Source organism: Pseudomonas sp. X10, from assembly GCF_054889225.1.
Genome location: NZ_CM142677.1, coordinates 4,102,711 through 4,121,248, shown reverse-complemented (window position 1 = coordinate 4,121,248; position 18,538 = coordinate 4,102,711). Strand labels below are relative to the sequence as shown.

Sequence of the window (18,538 nt, the reverse complement as noted above, 5' to 3'; positions counted from 1 at the left end):
CATTATGCCCCTATCCCGGCCAACGCCCGCCAGGTGATGGCCACTTGAACAGAGGAACGACCGTGCATAACGTCGTGATCAGCGGCACCGGCCTGTATACCCCGGCCCAGAGCATTTCCAATGAAGAGCTGGTGGAGTCTTTCAATACCTGGGCGCACCAGTTCAACAGTGATAACGCCGATGCCATCGAACGTGGCGAGGTCCAAGCCCTGGCCGAATCCAGCGTTGCCTTCATCGAGAAGGCCTCGGGGATCAAGAGCCGTTACGTCATGGACAAGGCCGGTATCCTCGACCCGCAGCGGATGAAGCCGCGCCTGCCGGAGCGTTCCAACGACGAGCCGTCGGTCCTCTGCGAGATGGCTGTGGCTGCGGCCCGTCAGGCCCTGGAGCGTGCCGGCCGCAGTGCCGCCGATGTCGACGCGGTAATCGTCGCCTGTTCCAACCTGCAGCGCCCATACCCGGCCATTGCCATCGAAGTGCAGCAGGCGCTGGGCATCCAGGGCTTCGCCTTCGACATGAACGTGGCCTGCTCCTCGGCCACCTTCGGCATCCAGACCGCCTGCAACAGCGTGCAACTGGGCCAGGCTCGTTCCGTGCTGGTCGTTAGCCCGGAGATTTGCACCGGCCATCTGAACTTCCGCGATCGTGACAGCCACTTCATCTTCGGTGATGCCGCCACGGCGGTGCTGGTCGAGCGCGCCGACCTGGCCACCTCGGAACATCAGTTCGACATCGTCAGTACCAAGCTGCTGACCCAGTTCTCCAACAACATCCGCAACAACTTCGGCTTCCTCAACCGGGCTGCCGAAGAGGGCATCGGTGCGCCGGACAAACTGTTCGTCCAGGAAGGTCGCAAGGTATTCCGTGAGGTCTGCCCGATGGTCGCCGAACTGATCGGCCAGCACCTGGCCGAGAACAACCTCAACGTTGGCGACGTCAAGCGTTTCTGGCTGCACCAGGCCAACCTGAGCATGAATCACCTGATCGTCAAGAAGCTGCTTGGCCGCGATGCCTTGGAAGAAGAGGCGCCGGTGATCCTCGACCGCTATGCCAACACCAGCTCGGCAGGGTCGGTGATTGCCCTGCACAGCCACCAGGACGACCTGCCCAAGGGCGCGCTGGGTGTGCTCAGTTCGTTCGGGGCGGGGTATTCGATCGGCAGCGTGATCCTGCGTAAGCGCTGATCGAGGGATTTGCTTCCCTCCTGTAGGCGCGGCAGGCAAAAAAACAGGCGGGAAGCGCTGGATGGGGTCAGCGCTTCCCGCCTTTACTGCCTGGTGAAGCCGTTGCTTAGAACTTGGCTTCCAGGTCGACCTGCAGGGTATCGACGTCAGCATTGCTGTTCGGCAGCTGGGACAGGTCGGTCTTGGCCATCAGGTAGGCCGCGCCCAGGGAGAAGTTCTTGTCGATCTCGTAGCCGACCTTGAACTTGTGGCCGCGCGAGCCAGTGAAACCTGCACCGAAGTCGGAGTCGGTGAAGGCACTGACCACCGCGTTGCGTTGCACGTCGCGGTAGTTGTAGTCGAGGCTCCAAGAGCCCAGTTTGGTCTTCAGACCAGCCAACCATGCTTGGTCTTCGCCGTCGGTGCTGTCGGTGTTCTTCACGTATTGGCCGTAGGCCGACAGTGGGATGGCAAAGCCGGTGAAGTCCACCTGACCGAAGCCTTCCACCAGGTTGAACTCGTTGGTGGTGTTGCCGAAGGCCCGCAGGGCGGCGGATTCCTTGTCGTTGTCATAGCCGTAGATGCTGGCGCCGACGGTGAACTTGAGGGCATCGGTCGCGGCGAAGCGCGCGCCCAACTGGCCATGGTACAGCTGTGCATCGTGCTTGAACTGCACGCCGTCGCCGTCGACGTTGTCCTTGAGGGTGTAGTGACCGGCGCTACCGAACAGTTCGGTGCTGCCAAGGTCGGTCTTGTAGGTGACGGCTACACCTTCTGGGTTGATGTCGCTGTCCCAGATGATATCGCCCATGCTCACCCAAGGCTGTGGCATCTTGCCGCCGATCAGGTGCAGGTTGGGGATGGCGGTCGGGTGCCAGTCGAGGTAGGCCAGGTCGACCCACAGCGATTTCTTCTCGAAGTAGTTGTCCAGGCTCTGGTTGGTGGAGCGGGCATCGGCGCTGCTGCCGGTGGCTACGCGCACGCCAGCGTCGACCTGTGGGTTGATCTCGCTGTAGATGCCTACGCGGGCACGCACGCGCTCCCGGTCTTGGTTGCCGCTGCGGCTGTTGGGGTTGTCGACATTGACATCTTCGTAACGCAGGCGCACGTCACCCTTGATCTGCGTCTTGGCGGCCCATGCCACTTTTTGTTCAAAAGAGTTCAGGCGTTCGCTCTGGGCCTTCTGCTCGGCTTTTTCCTTGGTTTCGTTGGCAAGGTCAGCTTGCAGTTCGGCGTATTGCGCCTCGTTGATCGAGCCATTGGCGCGGAGCATTTCAAGCAGCTTGGCGTCGACTGCAGCACTGGCCGGAGCACTCAGAGCCAGCATCATGCCGGTGCAAAGGCTCGCTCCGGTGAGTGTAGTGACAAGACGCATAAGGTTCTCCCTCTTGAAAAAAATGGGGAGGCTAGCGCCTGCCCCCGTATTGGCATGTCTTCGGAAAGGGCCTGACTAGACAGGTTCTGGGGTTCCGAAAAACAGGCGCAAGTATTGCGAGGGGGAGTGACAGAATAATGTCTAATTAGTGGCACTGTTGTTAAGTGATGCTGTTTCTGATCTATGGGCGCTGTGGGATTTTTCTGGGACACTGATGTCCCCTGGCGACGAGTCGACACCGTGACCACTCTGCACACCCTTGCTCATTTGCGAGACTTGCCAGCAGCGACCTGGGACGCCCTGGTGCCCGATGGCCAGCCTTTTCTGCGCCATGCTTTCCTCAGTGCCCTGGAAGACAGTGGCAGCCTGGGGCCGGACAGCGGTTGGGCCAGCGAACACCTGGTGCTACAGCGCGAAGGACAGGTCCGTGCGCTGTTGCCGGCTTACCGCAAGTGGCATTCGTTCGGTGAGTATGTCTTCGACCATGGCTGGGCCGATGCTTGCGAGCGCGCCGGTATCGCCTATTACCCCAAGCTGCTTGGCGCCGTGCCGTTCAGCCCGGTCACCGGCCCGCGCCTGCTGGCGGCGGACCCTGCTGACGCCATGCTCTTGCTGCACACGCTTCCCGACTATCTGGTTCAGGCCGGCCTGTCTGGTGCCCACTTGAACTTCACTGATAGCACACTCGATGAGCAGGTCGCACAGGTGCCGGGGTGGATGGAGCGGTTGGGTTGCCAGTTCCATTGGCGCAACCGCGGATATCGGGATTTCCAGGATTTCCTCGACACCTTGAGTTCACGCAAGCGCAAGCAGATGCGCAAGGAGCGCGAGCAGGTGGCCGGGCATGGCATTGGTTTTGACTGGTATCGCGCTGATGAGTTGAGCGAAGCCCAATGGGATTTCGTCTATGCCTGCTATGCCAACACCTACGCTGTGCGGCGGCGCGCGCCCTATCTGACCCGGGACTTCTTCAGCCTGCTGGCCGAACGCATGCCCGAGTCGGTCCGCGTGGTCATGGCTGTGCAGGGCGGGCGCGAGGTGGCCATGGCCCTGAGCCTGGTCGGTGGTGGCAGCCTGTACGGTCGTTATTGGGGTTGCCTGGACGAGTTCGACCGGCTGCATTTCGAAACCTGTTTCTATCAGGGCATGGACTTCGCTATCCGCGAAGGCCTGGAGCGTTTCGATGCTGGTGCCCAGGGCGAACACAAGCTGATTCGTGGTTTCGAGCCCGTGTTGACGCGTTCCTGGCATTACCTGCTGCACCCGGGCTTGCGTCGAGCGGTGGACGAGTTCCTCGGGCAGGAGCGGGCTGGGGTAAGGGCCTATGCCGAGGAGGCTTGGGCGGCGCTGCCGTACCGCAAGGACTGAGGCCTTGCTGTGCCCGTAGGGGCGCCGGGCCGGCGCCCAGACTCGTCCCCGAGGTCTCAGTCCACCCCGACGAACCCGCCGGTCTGGTGATGCCACAGGCGTGCATACAACCCTTGCTGGGCGAGCAGTTCGCTGTGGCTGCCGCTTTCGACGATATGCCCCTGGTCCAGCACCACCAGGCGGTCCATGCGGGCGATGGTCGAGAGGCGGTGGGCGATGGCGATCACGGTCTTGCCTTGCATCAGGGTTTCCAGGCTTTCCTGGATCGCGGCCTCGACCTCCGAGTCCAGCGCCGAGGTGGCTTCGTCCATGACCAGGATCGGAGCGTTCTTCAGCAGCACCCGGGCAATGGCAATGCGTTGGCGCTGGCCGCCGGACAGCTTGACCCCGCGTTCGCCGACCTGGGCGTCGAAGCCGGTACGGCCTTGGGCATCGGAGAGCAGCGGGATGAAGGCGTCGGCACGGGCCCGGCAGACGGCTTCCCAGAGTGCCGCTTCACTGGCCTGAGGGCGGCCGTACAGCAGGTTGTCACGGATGGAGCGGTGCAGCAGCGAGGTGTCCTGGGTGATCATGCCGATCTGTGCGCGCAGGCTGGCCTGGCTGACAGCGGCGATGTCCTGGCCGTCGATGAGGATGCGCCCGCTGTCCAGGTCGTAGAGGCGCAGCAGCAGGTTGACCAGGGTCGACTTGCCGGCGCCGGACGGGCCTATCAGGCCGATCTTTTCGCCCGGGCGGATATCCAGATTCAGGCCATCGATGACCTTGCCGCTCTTGCCATAGTGGAAGTCGACATTCTCGAAACGTACCGCGCCACGCGTGACCTTCAGCGCCGGCGCGTCGGGCTTGTCGGTGACGGTGACCGGTTGGGCGATGGTCTGCAAGCCGTCCTGCACGGTGCCGATGTTCTCGAAGATGCCGTTGACCACCCACATGATCCAGCCAGACATGTTGACGATGCGGATCACCAGTCCGGTGGCCAGGGCAATCGCGCCGATGCTGATCAGCGACTGGCTCCACAGCCATAGGGCGAGGCCCGTGGTGCCAACGATCAGCAGGCCGTTAAGGGTGGTGATGACCACATCCATGCTGGTGATGACTCGTGATGCCAGCTGGGTTTTCTCGGTTTGCTCGCTGATGGCTTCGCGGGCGTACTGCTGTTCGTAGTCGGTATGGGCGAACAGCTTGAGGGTGGCGATGTTGGTGTAGCCGTCGACAATCCGCCCCATGAGCTTGGAGCGGGCATCGGAGGAAATCACCGAGCGCTCCTTGACCCGGGGCACGAAGTAGCAGAGCGAGGCGATGTAGCAGAAGATCCAGGCGGTCAGTGGCAGCATCAGGCGCCAGTCGGCTTCGGCGAACAGCACCAACGCGCTGACGGCATAGACCAGCACGTGCCATAGGGCGTCCATGGCCTGTACCAGTGAGTCGCGCAGTGAGTTGCCAGTCTGCATGATGCGCTGGGCGATGCGCCCGGCGAAGTCGCTCTGGAAGAAGTTGAGGCTCTGCTTGAGCACGTAGGTGTGATTCTGCCAGCGGATCATGCTGGTCATGCCCGGGCTGATGGCCTGATGCACCAGCAGGTCATGCAGGCCGACGAACACCGGACGCAGCAACAGGGCAACCACCAGCATCCACAGCAGTTCGCCGCCGTGCTCGCTGAAGAAGCGCTCGCCGGGCGTTGTCTGGGCCAGGTCGATGATCCGGCTGAGGTAGCTGAACAGCGCCACCTCGATCAGGGCGACAATCAAACCCACCACCAGCAAGGCGAGGAAGGTCGGCCAGACCTGGCGCAGGTAGTACAAGTAGAAGGACAGGACACCACTAGGCGGAGCCTCGGTCGGGGCTTCGCGGAAGATGTCGATCAGTTGCTCGAAACGGCGGTACAGCATGAAGATCATGACTCCTGTTCAGCTCGACCCGAGATCGAGTTCACGTCCCTGTGAAGCTCTGGGTCAGTCGAGGCGCTTGGCGGACTTGATGAAGACCGGGTCGGTTGGCACATCACGCATGCCTTTCTTGATGGTGGTCGGCGAATTGACGATCTGGTCCACGACTTCCATGCCCTTGGTCACCTTGCCGAAGACGGCATAACCGGCATCGCGGCCTGGGTCCAGAAAGGCGTTGTCGGCCACGTTGATGAAGAACTGGCTGGTGGCCGAATTCGGGTTGGAGGTGCGGGCCATGGCCAAGGTACCGCGCGTGTTGTGCAGGCCGTTGCTGGCCTCGTTGCGAATCGGGTCCTTAGTGTCCTTCTGCACCATCTGCTCGGTGAAGCCGCCGCCTTGGACCATGAAGCCCGGGATGACCCGGTGGAAGATGGTGTTGTTGTAGAAACCGCTGTCCACGTATTGAAGGAAGTTCTTCGTGCTGATTGGCGACTTCTCTGCATTCAGTTCGACTTCGATCTGACCGAAGCTGGTGTCCAGCAGGACACGGGGTTGTTTCTCGGCAGCCATCAGGCTGGTGGCGAAGACGACCGAACAGGCGGCGAGCATGAGTTTTTTCAGCATTGGCTCAATGTTCCTTGGGAGGTGGAAGCGGCTGCAAGAAACTGCAGCAGGGTCTGGTTGAAGACCTGGGGTTGGTCCAACGGCGTAGCGTGCCGCGAATCCTCGATGACCGCCAGCCGCGCGTGGGGCATCAGGGCGACATAGCGCTCTTTCAGTTGTATCGGGGTGTAATCATGATCGGCGCTGATCACCAGCGTAGGACAGTGGATCTGGCCGATGCGTTCCGCCACGCCCCAGTCGACGATGGCATCGAAACTGGCCAGGTAGGCGCGTTTGTCGTTGCGCGCCCAGCGCTGTGCCATTTTCTGGCGCAGGTCGGCTTGCTGCGGTTTGGGGAACAGGCGTTCGGCGAGGCCTTTGCCGACCGTTTCGACGCTGAGCAGGCGCGCCAGGCTCCAGCGCTTGGCCCACCAGATCCAGTCGTTGCGGGTGCGGCGCTTGACCTCCGGGGCACTGTTGACAATGCACAGGCTGCGCAGCCAGTCCGGGTGGTCGACGGCGAACTGGAAGCCGACCATGCCACCCATGGACAGGCCAACGAAGTGCACGGGGCCGGTCTGCAGGTGCTCGAGCAAGGCCAGCAGGTCTGCGCTGAACGTCGCGATGCTGTAGCCGTCGCGGGGCTTGTCGGAGCGGCCGTGGCCGCGGATGTCCATCAGGATCAGCCGGTAATGACGGCTGAACTCCGGGACCTGCAGCTCCCAGTCCTGGCAACTGGAGCCCAGGCCATGCAACAGCACCAGTGGTTCGCCCTGGCCGTATTCCTCGTAGTGCAGCGAGCAACCTTCGTGTTCGAAAAAGGCCATGGGCGCGGTCCTGTCAGGCTTGGGCGGGGGCAGCGAAGGGCACGTCCAGTGGCGCAGTGTCGAAATTGCGCAGCAGTTCGATGAGGATCTGCGTGGCTGGGCCCATAGTCTTGTCCTTGTTCGAGTAAAGGTAGAACAGTGGATGGCGACTGCCACCCTGATCTAATGGCAAAGGCTTGAGCACGCCGTCGCGCAGTTCACGCTCGATCATGTGCCGAGGCAGCCAGGCGAAGCCCAGGCCGCTGGCGACGAAGGTGGCGGCGGTGCCCAGGCTGCCGACGGTCCAGCGTTGTTCGGCACCGAGCCAGCCGACATCGCGGGGTTGGGCGCGGCCGGAGTCGCGGATCACCACCTGTAGTTGGCTTTCGAGGTCTTGGAAGGTGAGCTCGCGTCCGAGGCGGTGCAGGCTGTGCTCCGGGTGGGCAACGGCGATGAATTCCACGGCGCTCAACTCTGTACCCAGCTGGCCCTGGATGTTGAAGCTGCTGATGGCAAGGTCCGCGATGCCTTCATGGAGCACTTCCTCGACGCCGGACAACACTTCTTCGCGCAGGCGCACGCGGCACCCGCGGCTTTGTGGCATGAAGGCGCTCAGGGCCCGGACCAGGCGGGCGCTGGGGTAGGCGGCGTCCACCACGACGCGCACTTCGGCTTCCCAGCCCTGTTCCATGTGGTGGGCCAGGTCTTCCAGCTGGCTGGCTTGCTTGACCAGTTGCCGCGAGCGGCGCAGCAGCACGTTGCCGGCCTCGGTCAGCACCGCTTTGCGTCCGTCGATACGCAGCAGCGGCACGCCCAGTTGTTCCTGCATGCGCGCCACGGTGTAGCTCACTGAGGATTGCGAGCGGTGCAGCGCCTCGGCGGCCTGGGCGAAACCGCCATGATCGACCACTGCCTGCAGGGTCCGCCACTGGTCCAGGGTTACGCGCGGCGCTTTCATGTTCGGCTCCTGTTGTCCTAAGCTGCGCTCTTTCATGGAGAGCGCCATATGAAGAAATACTGTGCGGTACTGCTGTTGTTCCTTCCCCTCAGCGCCATGGCTTACCCCATCGACGTAGAAAAGGAAGTGACCGGCGTCAAGCTCGACTACACCGCCTATGACACGGATCGCGACATCGGCTCCATCGCCCTGAACAACTATGGCGAGGTCCCGGCCCAGTGCCGGGTGACCTTCCGCAACGGCCCCGAGGCGCCTCGGGTGCGCCGGGTTCTGGTGCCGGCGGGCAAGAGCGTCGATGTGACCGCCAAGTTCAACCGGGAGATCATCAAGCTACGGATCGCCTTGAGCTGCAAAGCTCAATAAAACAAGTTACTCGATAGATTGATCCCACTTTTTACGCTTTTTTATCGATAGGTCAACCTCTAATCTAGCCTCCATCGACTCGCACCCCTTATGCCGATGGAGGCAACCATGTCCCGTGTACTGATCGTAGAAAGCAGCGCCCGCCAGCAGGACTCCGTTTCCCGTCAGCTGACCCGCGACTTCATCCAGCAGTGGCAGGCGGCTCATCCGGCCGACGAGATCACAGTGCGCGACCTGGCTGTTACCCCGGTGCCGCACCTGGACGCCAACCTGCTTGGGGGCTGGATGAAGCCCGAAGAGCAGCGTAGCAGTGAAGAGCTGCAGGCCCTGGCGCGCTCCAACGAGCTCACGGATGAACTGCTGGCGGCGGATGTACTGGTCATGGCCGCTCCGATGTACAACTTCACTATTCCCAGCACGCTCAAGGCCTGGCTGGACCATGTGCTGCGCGCCGGCATCACCTTCAAGTACACCCCGACCGGTCCCCAGGGCCTGCTGACTGGTAAGCGTGCCTATGTGTTGACTGCCCGTGGTGGCATCCACGCCGGTGCCGCCAGCGATCACCAGGAACCGTACCTGCGTCAGGTCATGGCTTTCATCGGGATCCATGATGTGACCTTCATCCACGCCGAAGGCCTGAACATGAGCGGTGAATTCCACGAGAAGGGCCTGAACCAGGCCAAGGCCAAGCTGGCTGCGGTGGCCTGAGCGACGACGAATTCCCAAACCTGACACCTGTTGCTCCTTGGGTGTGCCTGCCCGGTCGAAGCCTTGCGCTTGGCCGGGTTTTTTTATGGTTCTTTAGATCCCGCGCCGTGCGGGCGGCTTGGGATCTAAAGAGCGCCCCAGGACTCAAGGCATACTTGCCCACCGATACCCGAACCGCTAAGGTCGCCGCCTTGTTTCTCGAGAGGCAATCATGGGCTACCTGATTATCGTCGCGCTGATCCAGGCGTTTTCCTTCAACCTGATCGGCGAGTACCTGGCCGGGCATGTCGATAGCTATTTCGCCGTGCTGGCGCGGGTGGTGCTGGCTGGGCTGGTGTTCCTGCCGCTGACCCGCTGGCGCCAGGTCGAGCCGCACTTCATGCGTTCGATGCTGCTGATCGGTGCCCTGCAGTACGGCATCACCTATGTTTGCCTGTACCTGAGCTTCCGCGTGCTGACGGTGCCCGAGGTGCTGTTGTTCACCATCCTCACGCCTCTGCACGTGACCCTGATCGAAGATGCCTTGAATCGGCGCTTCAATCCCTGGGCTCTGCTGGCCGCCCTGGTGGCGGTGGCTGGCGCCGCGGTGATCCGCTTCGATAGCATCAGCCCGGACTTCTTCATCGGCTTCCTGCTCCTGCAACTGGCCAACTTCACCTATGCCGCCGGCCAGGTGCTGTACCGTCACCTGGTCGCCCGTCACCCCAGCGACCTGCCGCACTACCGGCGTTTCGGCTATTTCTACCTGGGCGCCTTGCTGGTGGTGCTGCCGGCCTTCCTGTTGTTCGGCAACAGCCAGAACCTGCCCAGCACCGATGTGCAGTGGCTAGTGCTGCTGTTCCTTGGCTTGTGCCCGACGGCCTTGGGCCTGTACTGGTGGAACAAGGGGGCGTGCCTGGTTTCTGGCGCGACCCTGGCGGTGATGAACAACCTGCACGTGCCGGTGGGGCTGCTGCTCAACCTGCTGATCTGGAACCAGGATGAGCCGTTGGGCCGGTTGTTCATCGGCGGCGGGGTGATTTTGGCTTCCGTCTGGATGAGTCGGCTTGGTAATCGACCAGCCATGCCATTAGGTGGAAAAACCTAACTCGCCTCTAGCTAGTGCCTGTGGAATGTTTTGACTACATAACATGAGCGAGTTTCTGATTGCCGAACGGATTGGTCGAAGCATTGAGTCCATGCGCAAACACCGAGGGCTCACCAAGGTGCACGCATAGGGATCACGAGACAAAAGCTGGGCGAGATAGAGAAGGGGTCGACCACTGTAGCGATGTCCTATTACTGTCGAGCGCTGAGTGCAGTGGGATGTGAGGTGGAAGTCATCCCCCGCCGCATGCCCACCTTGGATGAGCTGGACGAGGTATTTGCATGAATGGCGAGCTTTGGGTTTCGACACCTGAAGGGGAGAGTGGTCGAATCTTCCTGAATACAGAGGGGGACTTCATCTACCGCTATGAAGGTCTGGAGAGTAGCCGACGTATCAGCCTGACGTGAAGATTACGTACGCAGGGAACTTCAGATGAATCTTCCCGAGGGCTATGTGCTTGAGCAACTGAAGTATCGGCTCGTCATATCCTGCGTTCGGGTATTTCCGGTGTGCAGCCCAAAGTGCTGGTTCCTGAACTGGCAGAGCCGCCAATGAACGCCACAGCGACAACTGCGGAGCTGATCGTAAAAAGTGTCAGGGAGGCCTTCCCGCACTTGGCAATCAGAAATCCTTGTTAGCCTCACGTCTGCACTTGCTTGAGTTTGGTCGCCGCTGCCGGGTAGATGATCCGCAGGAAAGGATCAGAGAGAGATTCTCCAAGCCGTGGAGGGCACATTCCTGCATCAGCAGGACCTGGTGCAGGCAGCCCCTGAAATCGCCCAGGCCATCAGGAAGAGCACCGAGCCCTTCGAGATGGCCTTTGGGTGAAGATCGTGTCAAGGCTCGGCCGTCTCGACAGCGAGCGTGCGCTGCAGGTCGGGCAGGCTGGCCGGTAGCAGGCCTGCGCGCAGGTCGCTGCCGCTTGGCTGCTGGTACAGGCTCAGACCGAACTCCGGCATCACCGCGAGCAGGTAGTCGAAGATATCGCCTTGGATACGCTCGTACTCGGCCCACACGGTGGTGCGGGTAAAGCAGTAGATCTCCAGCGGCACGCCTTGGGCGGTGGTCTGCATCTGGCGGACCATGCAGGTCATGTGTGGCTGGATGTCGGGGTGGTTTTTCAGGTAGGCCAGGGCATAGGCGCGGAAGGTGCCGAGGTTGGTCAGGCGGCGGCGGTTGGCCGACAGCTCGGCCACCGGCCCCTGGGCCTCGTTCCAGCTGAGCAGCTCGCTGCGCTTGTGCTCCAGGTAGTCGCCTAGCAGGCGTACCTGAGTCAGGCGCTGTTCTTCATGGGGTTGCAGGAAACGCACTCCGGCGGCGTCGATGAACAGGCTGCGCTTGATGCGGCGGCCGCCGGACTGCTGCATGCCGCGCCAGTTTCTGAACGACTCGGACATCAGGCGCCAGGTCGGAATGGAAACGATGGTCTTGTCGAAGTTCTGCACCTTGACCGTATGCAGGGTGATGTCCACCACGTCGCCGTCCGCCCCGACCTGGGGCATCTCGATCCAGTCGCCGACGCGCAGCATGTCGTTGCTGGTCAGCTGCACGCTGGCGACGAACGACAGCAGGGTGTCCTTGTACACCAACAGGATCACCGCCGACATCGCGCCCAGGCCGGACAGCAGTAGCAGCGGAGAGCGGTCGATCAGGGTGGCGACGATGACGATAGCGGCGAACACGAACAGCACCATCTTGGCCAACTGCACGTAGCCTTTGATCGAGCGGGTGCGAGCGTGTTCGGTGCGGGCGTAGATGTCCAGCAGGGCATCGAGCAGGCAGGAAAGCGCTAGGGTCAGGAACAGGATGGTGAAGGCCAGGGCGACATTGCCGAGGAAGTGCTGGCTGGTGGTGCTGAGCTCCGGCACCAGCTTCAGGCCGAACTGCACCACCAGCGACGGGGTGGTCTGGGCCAGGCGATGGAAGACCTTGTTGTGGCGCAGGTCGTCGAGCCAGGCCAGGGCCTGCTGACGGGCCAGCAGGCGGGTGGCATGCAGCACCACGAATCGTGCCACGCGCCCCAGCAACAGAGCGATCAGCAGCAGGATGGCGAGGCCGAAACCGGCGTGCAGCACGGGATGTTGGTCGAGGGTGCCCCAGAGATCCAGGGCGTTACTCCAGAGTTGTTGAATATCCATACCGAATCAAGACAGTCTGTGTTGTGGAACGAGGGGGCATTAGAGCCCGGAATGGCGCGAAGTTGCCAAAAGAAATTCGGCTCCGGCGCCGGAAAACGTTACCCTATGCAACTGAATTTCCGCACTTGCCCGAGGTAACACCCGTGTTTTCCCAATTCGCCCTGCACGAACGCCTGCTCAAAGCCGTGGTCGAGCTGAACTTTGTCGAGCCGACCCCGGTGCAGGCGGCGGCCATTCCCTTGGCCCTGCAAGGGCGTGACCTGCGCGTCACCGCGCAGACGGGCAGCGGCAAGACCGCGGCCTTCGTCCTGCCAATGCTCAACCGCCTGGTCGATCTGCAGCAGCGCCGCGTGGAGATCCGCGCCTTGGTGCTGCTGCCGACCCGTGAGCTGGCGCAGCAGACCCTCAAGGAAGTACAGCGTTTTTCCCAGTACACCTTCATCAAGGCGGGCTTGGTGACCGGCGGCGAAGACTTCAAGGAACAGGCCGCGATGCTGCGCAAGGTGCCGGATGTGCTGATCGGCACGCCGGGCCGCCTGCTGGAGCAACTCAATGCCGGCAACCTGCAACTGCAGGACGTGCAGGTCGTGGTGCTGGACGAAGCCGACCGCATGCTCGACATGGGCTTTGCCGAGGATGTCGAACGCCTGTGCGGCGAATGCGCCAACCGCGAGCAGACCATGCTGTTCTCCGCCACCACTGGCGGCGCCGGCCTGCGCGACATGATCGCCAAGGTGCTCAAGGACCCTGAGCACCTGATGCTCAACAGCGTTTCGCAACTGGCCGAGGGCACCCGCCAGCAGATCATCACTGCCGACCATGACCAGCACAAGGAACAGATCGTTCAGTGGCTGCTGGCCAACGAGACCTACCAGAAGGCGATCATCTTCACCAACACCCGGGCACTGGCCGACCGTATCTATGGCCACCTGGTGGCCAAGGACGTGAAGGCTTTCGTGCTGCACGGCGAAAAGGACCAGAAGGACCGCAAACTGGCCATCGAGCGCTTCAAGCAGGGCGGTTCCAAGGTCTTGGTGGCCACCGACGTCGCCGCCCGCGGCCTGGACATCGATGGCCTGGACCTTGTGATCAACTTCGACATGCCGCGCAGCGGTGACGAATACGTGCACCGTATCGGCCGTACTGGCCGTGCGGGGGGCGAAGGCCTGGCGATCTCGCTGATCTGCCACAACGACTGGAACCTGATGTCGAGCATCGAGCGCTACCTCAAGCAGCAGTTCGAGCGCCGGGTGATCAAGGAGGTCAAAGGCACCTACAACGGGCCGAAGAAGGTCAAGGCGTCGGGCAAGGCTGCTGGCACCAAGAAGAAAAAAGTCGAGAAGAAGGGTGACAAGAAGGCCGTTGCCAAGCGCAAGCCAGTTGCCCGACCTAAGACCAAGGCGCCACTGGCCAGTTCCGATGGCATGGCACCGCTCAAACGCCGCGCGCCAGCTGCCGAGTAAGCGTCAGCCTATCACGGGGCAAGCCGGTTCCCAGGGTCTCATGGGAGCCCGCTTGCCCCGATGCATTTCTAGGTCTTCCTCTCGGCTTCCTTCAGCTCCTGTAGCCGCTGGTCTATCAGTTTGCACTTGTCCGGCAGGTCCTTGCTCGCCGTATCGAGATTCATGCCTTGCAGTTCATCGTTGATCTCCTTGGCCTTCTGCGGGTCCTGTTCGGTCAGCTGGGTCACTAGCCTGGCCAGCTCCTCGCGTTTTTCCGTGGCTTCTTCCAGCGTGCAGGCCCAGGTGGGCAAGGCGCAGAAGAGGGTGGCGACGAAGGTGATACGGTGCAGGTTGTTCATGGGTTTGGCCTCGCAGGGGCAGATATCCGGTTGAGGCCATCGGGGTAAGGAAAGTTCAGACAAAGCGCCGTGATGCTGAGTGACATCACGTCTCTCAGCCTGGTCATGCCAGCCTGAAGCGTTTTCCTGCTTGCCGTAGTTCTTTTCCCAAAAAGCAGGCTGTGACAATCCGCCTGAATGCCGATGTCCTGGCATGGTTCAAGGGTCAGGGGGGCGGGTATCAGACGCGTATCAACCAGTTGCTACGCCAGTACATGCAGGCTCACCAACGGCATCACTAACGATCCGTCGGAACGCTTGCCTGTCTGCTCCGGTCCCAATCTGTGTACCCCATCTCTTCGCAGCAGGAGGTCGCCTCATCATGAGCACCTACGACTGGGACCTGATCGAACGATTGCTGCACGAAGTGCAGAACGGCGGCGGTCATAGCTTCACCCCACGCCCCTATGCCGAGCAGCATGCCGCCGCACAGGCCGCGCAAGGCGAGCCGATTGGGGACCTGGATGTCCTCAAGACTCGTGCTTGCGAGTATGAAAAGCTGCTGTTCGAGCGTGGCTTCATCGAAAGTCGCCCCCAAGAGGATGGCGGCAACGGCGAAAACTTCGTTCTCACGGCGCGCGGTTCGCGGTTGTTGAGCCTGATCGACAGCAGCATCCCGGGCAACGAGCACCCACGCCAGGTGCTGGACGAGCAGGAGGACGCGCTGGACGAGGCGACTTTCGAGCGGGTATCGGCAAAGGCGCAGATTGCCTGAGGGCAATTGGAGGCTGGCAAGTGCGGCGCTGGTAAACCCATAATCGGCGCTGGATCCATTCTTACTGCCGAGCCTTTCAATGCCACCGACCACACAAGGGGCTAGCCTATGAGCCAGTCCCGCAAGAATACCGATACCTTCGCCCTGCAGGTGATGCTGCTGCTTTGCCTGATCTGGGGTAGCCAGCAGGTCATGATCAAGTGGGCCGCTGTCGATATCGCTCCGGTGATGCAGGCGGCCTTCCGTTCCGGGATCGCCGCGGTACTGGTGGGCCTGCTGATCTGCTGGCGCGGTGGCTGGGAGCAGGTCGGCAGCACCTGGCGTGCCGGATTGCTGGCAGGCGCCTTGTTCGGTCTGGAGTTCCTGTTCATTGCCGAAGGGCTGAAGCTGACCTCGGCGGCACACATGTCGGTATTCCTCTATACCGCGCCAGTGTTCACGGCGCTGGGCTTGCACTTCATGCTGCCCAGCGAGCGTCTTCGATTGCTGCAATGGCTAGGCATCCTGCTGGCCTTTGCCGGGATAGCTACGGCCTTCGCCGGGGGCCTGTCACTGGAGCACCTGGATAGCCGCATGTTGCTCGGCGATGCCTTCGGCGTGTTGGCCGGACTGGCCTGGGGCGCGACCACAGTGGTCGTGCGTGGCTCGCGGTTGTCGGAGGCACCGGCGACCCTGACCCTGTTCTACCAATTGTTGGTCGGTTTCGTCGGCCTGCTGTTGATGGCCCTGGTCAGCGGCCAGATCGGCATGGTCTCGCTGACCACATTGGCCGTGGGCAGCGTGCTGTTCCAGGGGCTGGTGGTGTCTTTCTTCAGCTACCTGACCTGGTTCTGGTTGTTGCGCAAATACCTGGCGTCGAACCTGGCGGTGTTCTCCTTCATCACGCCGCTGTTCGGCGTCACCTTCGGCGTGTTGCTGCTGGGTGAACCCTTGAGCTTGAACTTCGTGCTGGGCGCCATCATGGTTCTGCTCGGGGTGGTCCTGGTCAGCGCAGAGCCTTGGGTGCGCGGGCAATTGCGCAAGGTGTTGGGCTAGACGATGGCGTTTCCCCGGGACGGACACCTGGCTCTTGCGCTGTCTTTGGCCAACAACATCAGCACGCCGGCCAGGCCAAGGCCGCTGGCGGCGAGCACCAGTGCGGGCTGCAGGCTGCCGCTGAAATGGTTGCTCAGGGCCGCCAGCAGCGGCCCGCTGAGTTGGCCGAGGGCGAAGCAGGCGGTCAGCAGTCCTGCGTTGCGCTGGGCCGTGTGAGGGGCCAGTTCCCGCGAGCGCTGCATCACCAATTGCATGCAGGCCAGGAATGGTGTGCCACACAGCACCACACCCAAGGCCAGGCCAATACCGTTGCCCAGCAGGCAGGCGAGTACGCCGGCAGCCTGCAGCCAGAGGGTGGCGATCAGCCAGGGTGTCGTGCGGCCCGGACGGCGCAGGCCGACCAGCACCACACCTAGCGCTGCCGCCAGGCCGAAGGCCGGCCAGAACAGGTCGGCTTGCCACTGGCCGTGAAAGCGCTGGCTGGCCATCTGCGATAGGAAGGTGGCCGGCAGGATGTAGCCGATCCCATACAGGGCGTAGACCAGGCCCAAGCGGCCGATGCCGGTGTGGTGGGGCGAGCGCAGGGTGGCGGCTGGGCTGACAGGGGCTGCCTGGGCCTGCGGACGGGGCAGCCAGGGCAGCGCGGCCAGCAGCATCAGCAAGGCACTGGCGGCATAGACCAACCAAAGTGTCGCCGAGTCCAGGCCCAGCAGGTGCGCAGCCAGAGCCAGCAAGCCCGTCAGGGCGATCCCCACGCCGGGGCCGGCAAACACCAGGGCGCCGAGGCGCGGACGGTTGTGCGCCGTCGCCAGTTGCTGGGTAAGGCTGGTGATCATCACCAGTACCCAGGCACTGGCGATCCCCGTGCCGAAGCGCAACAGCAAGTGACTCCAGAAGCCATGCGCCGCCCAAGAGAGCAAAGTCAGCAGCACGCAAAGCCAGAGGCCGGTATGCAGGCGCAGGCGCACTTGCGCCGGCCGGCGGGCGAACATGGCATCCACGGCACCGAGGAAGTAACCCAGGTAGTTCGCTGCAGCGACCAGCCCGGCAGCCGTCAGGTCGAACTGGCCTTCGGCGATCAACTGCGGCAGTTGCGGGGTCAGGGCGAAGCGGCCGATACCCATGGCCATCATCAGAGCCACGGCGCTGGCCAATAGTTGTATGAGCGGTGACATAACAGACGACCTAGGTGTTGAGTTCGATGAGTGACAGGGTAGGGCGCATTGACTTTCAGAAAAATTGAATAATGATGATTAAGTTGTTCTGTTTTGGAGAATGCAATGGACTTCAGCCAACTACGCATCTTCCAGGCCGTGGCCGAGGAGGGCTCGGTGACCCGCGCTGCCGAGCGCTTGCACCGGGTGCCATCGAACCTGTCGACACGCCTACGCCAGCTCGAGGAGCAATTGGGTGTCGAGTTGTTCCTGCGGGAACGCCAGCGCCTGCAACTATCACCGGCAGGCAAGGTGCTGCTGGATTACGCAGGGCGCTTGTCGGCTCTGCGCGATGAGGCCATCGTGGCGGTGCAGGGAGGACAGCCGGCAGGTGATTTCGCCCTGGGCACCATGTACAGCACTGCGGCTATCCAGCTGCCGGCCTTGCTGGCGCGCTATCACCAGGCTTATCCGGCGGTGAACCTACAGGTCCAGTCCGCGCCCAGCGGCGAATTGCTCGAAGGCTTGCTCAGCCATCGCTTGGACGCAGCCTTGGTGGATGGCCCGCCGAGCCTGGCAGGGCTCGATGGAGTGCCACTGTGCGATGAAACCCTGGTGCTCATCACCAGTCCCGAGCACCCGCCTGTGCGCAGCGCCCGGGATGTGGCCGGGCGTGCGGTGTTCACCTTCCGCCAGGGATGCTCCTACCGCATGCGCCTGGAGGCCTGGTACGCCCATGACCATACCCCCATGGGGCGGGTGATGGAGATCGAGTCTTATCCGAGCATGCTTGCCTGCGTGATTGCCGGGGCTGGGGTGGCGTTGATGGCACAATCGATGCTGGACAGCCTGCCCGGCCGTGAGCGGGTGATGGCCCACCGACTGCAGGCGCCGTTCGACCAGGCGCAGACCTGGCTGATGTGGCGCCAGGGCATGTGTGGAGCGAATTTGCAGGCCTGGATCGACTTGCAACAAGGCGAAACAGTTATCCAACCGTCGGAAGTCGCCGCCTCCGCTTGATCCAAGGCAAACTTACCCCCATCTATAGGAATAGTGGCATGCGTAATACAGGACATCGGTCTATGATCTGTATGAAGCATCGCAGGATTGATCTACCGTGAGGCTGACCCGTCAAGGGGGCACTATGAGAAAGCAAATGTACAACTGGCTCCATGATCTGGCTGTCGCCCTGGGGCTGATCCCGCCACCGCTGCAGCCGGTGCCGATCCCCACCGACGAAGAACAACGCAAACGCCAACCCCGCCGCTAGGATCTGTCGACGTCTCATTCGCGGTTGTGAATGAAGCGGCAACAGAACCCTATGCACAAAAAGGCCGCC

The 18,538-nt window shown here is 62.2% G+C and carries 18 protein-coding genes and 1 pseudogene; 11 read left to right on the top strand and 8 right to left on the bottom strand.

Going from position 1 to position 18,538, the window contains the following annotated elements; all coding sequences use genetic code 11:
* Window positions 1-62 precede the first annotated feature (62 nt).
* The gene (locus ACYU03_RS18685) at window positions 63-1,184 is read left to right on the top strand and encodes a beta-ketoacyl-ACP synthase III (protein ID WP_461886111.1); all 1,122 of its coding nucleotides are present in this window, start codon (window positions 63-65) and stop codon (window positions 1,182-1,184) included.
* Between the two features lie 106 nt (window positions 1,185-1,290).
* Here ACYU03_RS18685 and ACYU03_RS18680 read toward each other — a convergent pair whose 3' ends face one another.
* Window positions 1,291-2,538 carry a putative porin gene (locus ACYU03_RS18680; protein ID WP_461886110.1) on the bottom strand — a complete coding sequence of 416 codons (1,248 nt, stop codon included), beginning with the start codon at window positions 2,536-2,538 and terminating at the stop codon, window positions 1,291-1,293.
* Between the two features lie 240 nt (window positions 2,539-2,778).
* On the opposite strand from ACYU03_RS18680, the gene ACYU03_RS18675 reads away from it, so the two are divergent.
* Window positions 2,779-3,906, top strand: a complete 1,128-nt coding sequence (locus tag ACYU03_RS18675; protein ID WP_461886109.1) for a GNAT family N-acetyltransferase — start codon at window positions 2,779-2,781, stop codon at window positions 3,904-3,906.
* Window positions 3,907-3,962: 56 nt separating this feature from the next.
* On the opposite strand, the gene ACYU03_RS18670 is transcribed toward ACYU03_RS18675, so the two are convergent.
* From ACYU03_RS18670 to ACYU03_RS18655, 4 genes are all read right to left on the bottom strand, one after another.
* Window positions 3,963-5,795: an ABC transporter ATP-binding protein gene (locus ACYU03_RS18670; protein WP_461886108.1), complete on the bottom strand. Its 1,833-nt coding sequence runs from the start codon at window positions 5,793-5,795 to the stop codon at window positions 3,963-3,965.
* A gap of 63 nt (window positions 5,796-5,858) precedes the next feature.
* A complete protein-coding gene (locus tag ACYU03_RS18665) occupies window positions 5,859-6,416 on the bottom strand; it encodes a peptidylprolyl isomerase (protein ID WP_461886107.1) in 558 nt (185 codons plus the stop codon).
* Window positions 6,410-7,222, bottom strand: a complete 813-nt coding sequence (locus ACYU03_RS18660) for an alpha/beta fold hydrolase (RefSeq protein WP_461886106.1) — start codon at window positions 7,220-7,222, stop codon at window positions 6,410-6,412. The genes ACYU03_RS18665 and ACYU03_RS18660 overlap by 7 nt, the downstream gene beginning before the upstream one ends.
* Before the next feature lie 13 nt (window positions 7,223-7,235).
* Window positions 7,236-8,159: a LysR family transcriptional regulator gene (locus ACYU03_RS18655; RefSeq protein ID WP_461886105.1), complete on the bottom strand. Its 924-nt coding sequence runs from the start codon at window positions 8,157-8,159 to the stop codon at window positions 7,236-7,238.
* A 48-nt stretch (window positions 8,160-8,207) separates the two neighbouring features.
* Between ACYU03_RS18655 and ACYU03_RS18650 the strand changes: the two genes are divergently transcribed.
* From ACYU03_RS18650 to ACYU03_RS18640, 3 genes are all read left to right on the top strand, one after another.
* Complete coding sequence (locus tag ACYU03_RS18650) at window positions 8,208-8,522, top strand: 3-phosphoglycerate kinase (protein ID WP_461886104.1); 315 nt, start codon at window positions 8,208-8,210, stop codon at window positions 8,520-8,522.
* Window positions 8,523-8,630: 108 nt separating this feature from the next.
* On the top strand, window positions 8,631-9,230 hold the full coding sequence (locus ACYU03_RS18645) for an FMN-dependent NADH-azoreductase (RefSeq protein WP_461886103.1): 600 nt from the start codon (window positions 8,631-8,633) through the stop codon (window positions 9,228-9,230).
* A 211-nt stretch (window positions 9,231-9,441) separates the two neighbouring features.
* The gene (locus ACYU03_RS18640) at window positions 9,442-10,317 is read left to right on the top strand and encodes a carboxylate/amino acid/amine transporter (RefSeq protein WP_461886102.1); all 876 of its coding nucleotides are present in this window, start codon (window positions 9,442-9,444) and stop codon (window positions 10,315-10,317) included.
* Between the two features lie 836 nt (window positions 10,318-11,153).
* On the opposite strand, the gene ACYU03_RS18635 is transcribed toward ACYU03_RS18640, so the two are convergent.
* A complete protein-coding gene (locus tag ACYU03_RS18635) occupies window positions 11,154-12,455 on the bottom strand; it encodes a mechanosensitive ion channel family protein (RefSeq protein ID WP_461886101.1) in 1,302 nt (433 codons plus the stop codon).
* A 143-nt stretch (window positions 12,456-12,598) separates the two neighbouring features.
* Here ACYU03_RS18635 and ACYU03_RS18630 point away from each other — a divergent pair, with 143 nt between their 5' ends.
* Window positions 12,599-13,918, top strand: coding sequence for a DEAD/DEAH box helicase (locus ACYU03_RS18630; RefSeq protein WP_461886100.1), 1,320 nt, complete (start codon window positions 12,599-12,601; stop codon window positions 13,916-13,918).
* A 68-nt stretch (window positions 13,919-13,986) separates the two neighbouring features.
* Here the strand turns inward: ACYU03_RS18630 and ACYU03_RS18625 are convergent, their stop codons facing one another.
* The gene (locus ACYU03_RS18625; protein ID WP_461886099.1) at window positions 13,987-14,256 is read right to left on the bottom strand and encodes a hypothetical protein; all 270 of its coding nucleotides are present in this window, start codon (window positions 14,254-14,256) and stop codon (window positions 13,987-13,989) included.
* Between the two features lie 146 nt (window positions 14,257-14,402).
* On the opposite strand from ACYU03_RS18625, the pseudogene ACYU03_RS18620 reads away from it, so the two are divergent.
* From ACYU03_RS18620 to ACYU03_RS18610, 3 genes and pseudogenes are all read left to right on the top strand, one after another.
* A pseudogene (locus ACYU03_RS18620) lies at window positions 14,403-14,537 on the top strand (BrnA antitoxin family protein); the annotation flags it as partial.
* A 77-nt stretch (window positions 14,538-14,614) separates the two neighbouring features.
* Complete coding sequence (locus ACYU03_RS18615) at window positions 14,615-15,010, top strand: transcriptional regulator (RefSeq protein WP_461891498.1); 396 nt, start codon at window positions 14,615-14,617, stop codon at window positions 15,008-15,010.
* A gap of 108 nt (window positions 15,011-15,118) precedes the next feature.
* Entirely contained in the window at window positions 15,119-16,045 is a 927-nt protein-coding gene (locus ACYU03_RS18610) for a DMT family transporter (RefSeq protein WP_461886098.1), read from the top strand.
* On the opposite strand, the gene ACYU03_RS18605 is transcribed toward ACYU03_RS18610, so the two are convergent.
* Entirely contained in the window at window positions 16,042-17,220 is a 1,179-nt protein-coding gene (locus ACYU03_RS18605; RefSeq protein ID WP_461886097.1) for an MFS transporter, read from the bottom strand. The genes ACYU03_RS18610 and ACYU03_RS18605 overlap by 4 nt on opposite strands.
* Before the next feature lie 105 nt (window positions 17,221-17,325).
* Between ACYU03_RS18605 and ptrR the strand changes: the two genes are divergently transcribed.
* Both ptrR and ACYU03_RS18595 read left to right on the top strand, forming a co-directional pair.
* Window positions 17,326-18,219 carry a putrescine utilization regulator PtrR gene (gene ptrR / locus ACYU03_RS18600; RefSeq protein ID WP_461886096.1) on the top strand — a complete coding sequence of 298 codons (894 nt, stop codon included), beginning with the start codon at window positions 17,326-17,328 and terminating at the stop codon, window positions 18,217-18,219.
* Between the two features lie 124 nt (window positions 18,220-18,343).
* A complete protein-coding gene (locus ACYU03_RS18595) occupies window positions 18,344-18,469 on the top strand; it encodes a PA1414 family protein (protein WP_461886095.1) in 126 nt (41 codons plus the stop codon).
* Window positions 18,470-18,538: the final 69 nt, after the last annotated feature.

Bases quoted from the DNA above. Each gene is read 5' to 3' on its own strand.
- ACYU03_RS18680 (WP_461886110.1), bottom strand. From the start codon at position 2,538: ATGCGTCTTGTCACTACACTCACCGGAGCGAGCCTTTGCACCGGCATG.
- ACYU03_RS18670 (WP_461886108.1), bottom strand. From the start codon at position 5,795: ATGCTGTACCGCCGTTTCGAGCAACTGATCGACATCTTCCGCGAAGCC.
- ACYU03_RS18665 (WP_461886107.1), bottom strand. From the start codon at position 6,416: ATGCTGAAAAAACTCATGCTCGCCGCCTGTTCGGTCGTCTTCGCCACC.
- ACYU03_RS18660 (WP_461886106.1), bottom strand. From the start codon at position 7,222: ATGGCCTTTTTCGAACACGAAGGTTGCTCGCTGCACTACGAGGAATAC.
- ACYU03_RS18655 (WP_461886105.1), bottom strand. From the start codon at position 8,159: ATGAAAGCGCCGCGCGTAACCCTGGACCAGTGGCGGACCCTGCAGGCA.
- ACYU03_RS18650 (WP_461886104.1), top strand. From the start codon at position 8,208: ATGAAGAAATACTGTGCGGTACTGCTGTTGTTCCTTCCCCTCAGCGCC.
- ACYU03_RS18645 (WP_461886103.1), top strand. From the start codon at position 8,631: ATGTCCCGTGTACTGATCGTAGAAAGCAGCGCCCGCCAGCAGGACTCC.
- ACYU03_RS18640 (WP_461886102.1), top strand. From the start codon at position 9,442: ATGGGCTACCTGATTATCGTCGCGCTGATCCAGGCGTTTTCCTTCAAC.
- ACYU03_RS18635 (WP_461886101.1), bottom strand. From the start codon at position 12,455: ATGGATATTCAACAACTCTGGAGTAACGCCCTGGATCTCTGGGGCACC.
- ACYU03_RS18625 (WP_461886099.1), bottom strand. From the start codon at position 14,256: ATGAACAACCTGCACCGTATCACCTTCGTCGCCACCCTCTTCTGCGCC.
- ACYU03_RS18610 (WP_461886098.1), top strand. From the start codon at position 15,119: ATGAGCCAGTCCCGCAAGAATACCGATACCTTCGCCCTGCAGGTGATG.
- ACYU03_RS18605 (WP_461886097.1), bottom strand. From the start codon at position 17,220: ATGTCACCGCTCATACAACTATTGGCCAGCGCCGTGGCTCTGATGATG.
- ptrR (WP_461886096.1), top strand. From the start codon at position 17,326: ATGGACTTCAGCCAACTACGCATCTTCCAGGCCGTGGCCGAGGAGGGC.
- ACYU03_RS18595 (WP_461886095.1), top strand. From the start codon at position 18,344: ATGAGAAAGCAAATGTACAACTGGCTCCATGATCTGGCTGTCGCCCTG.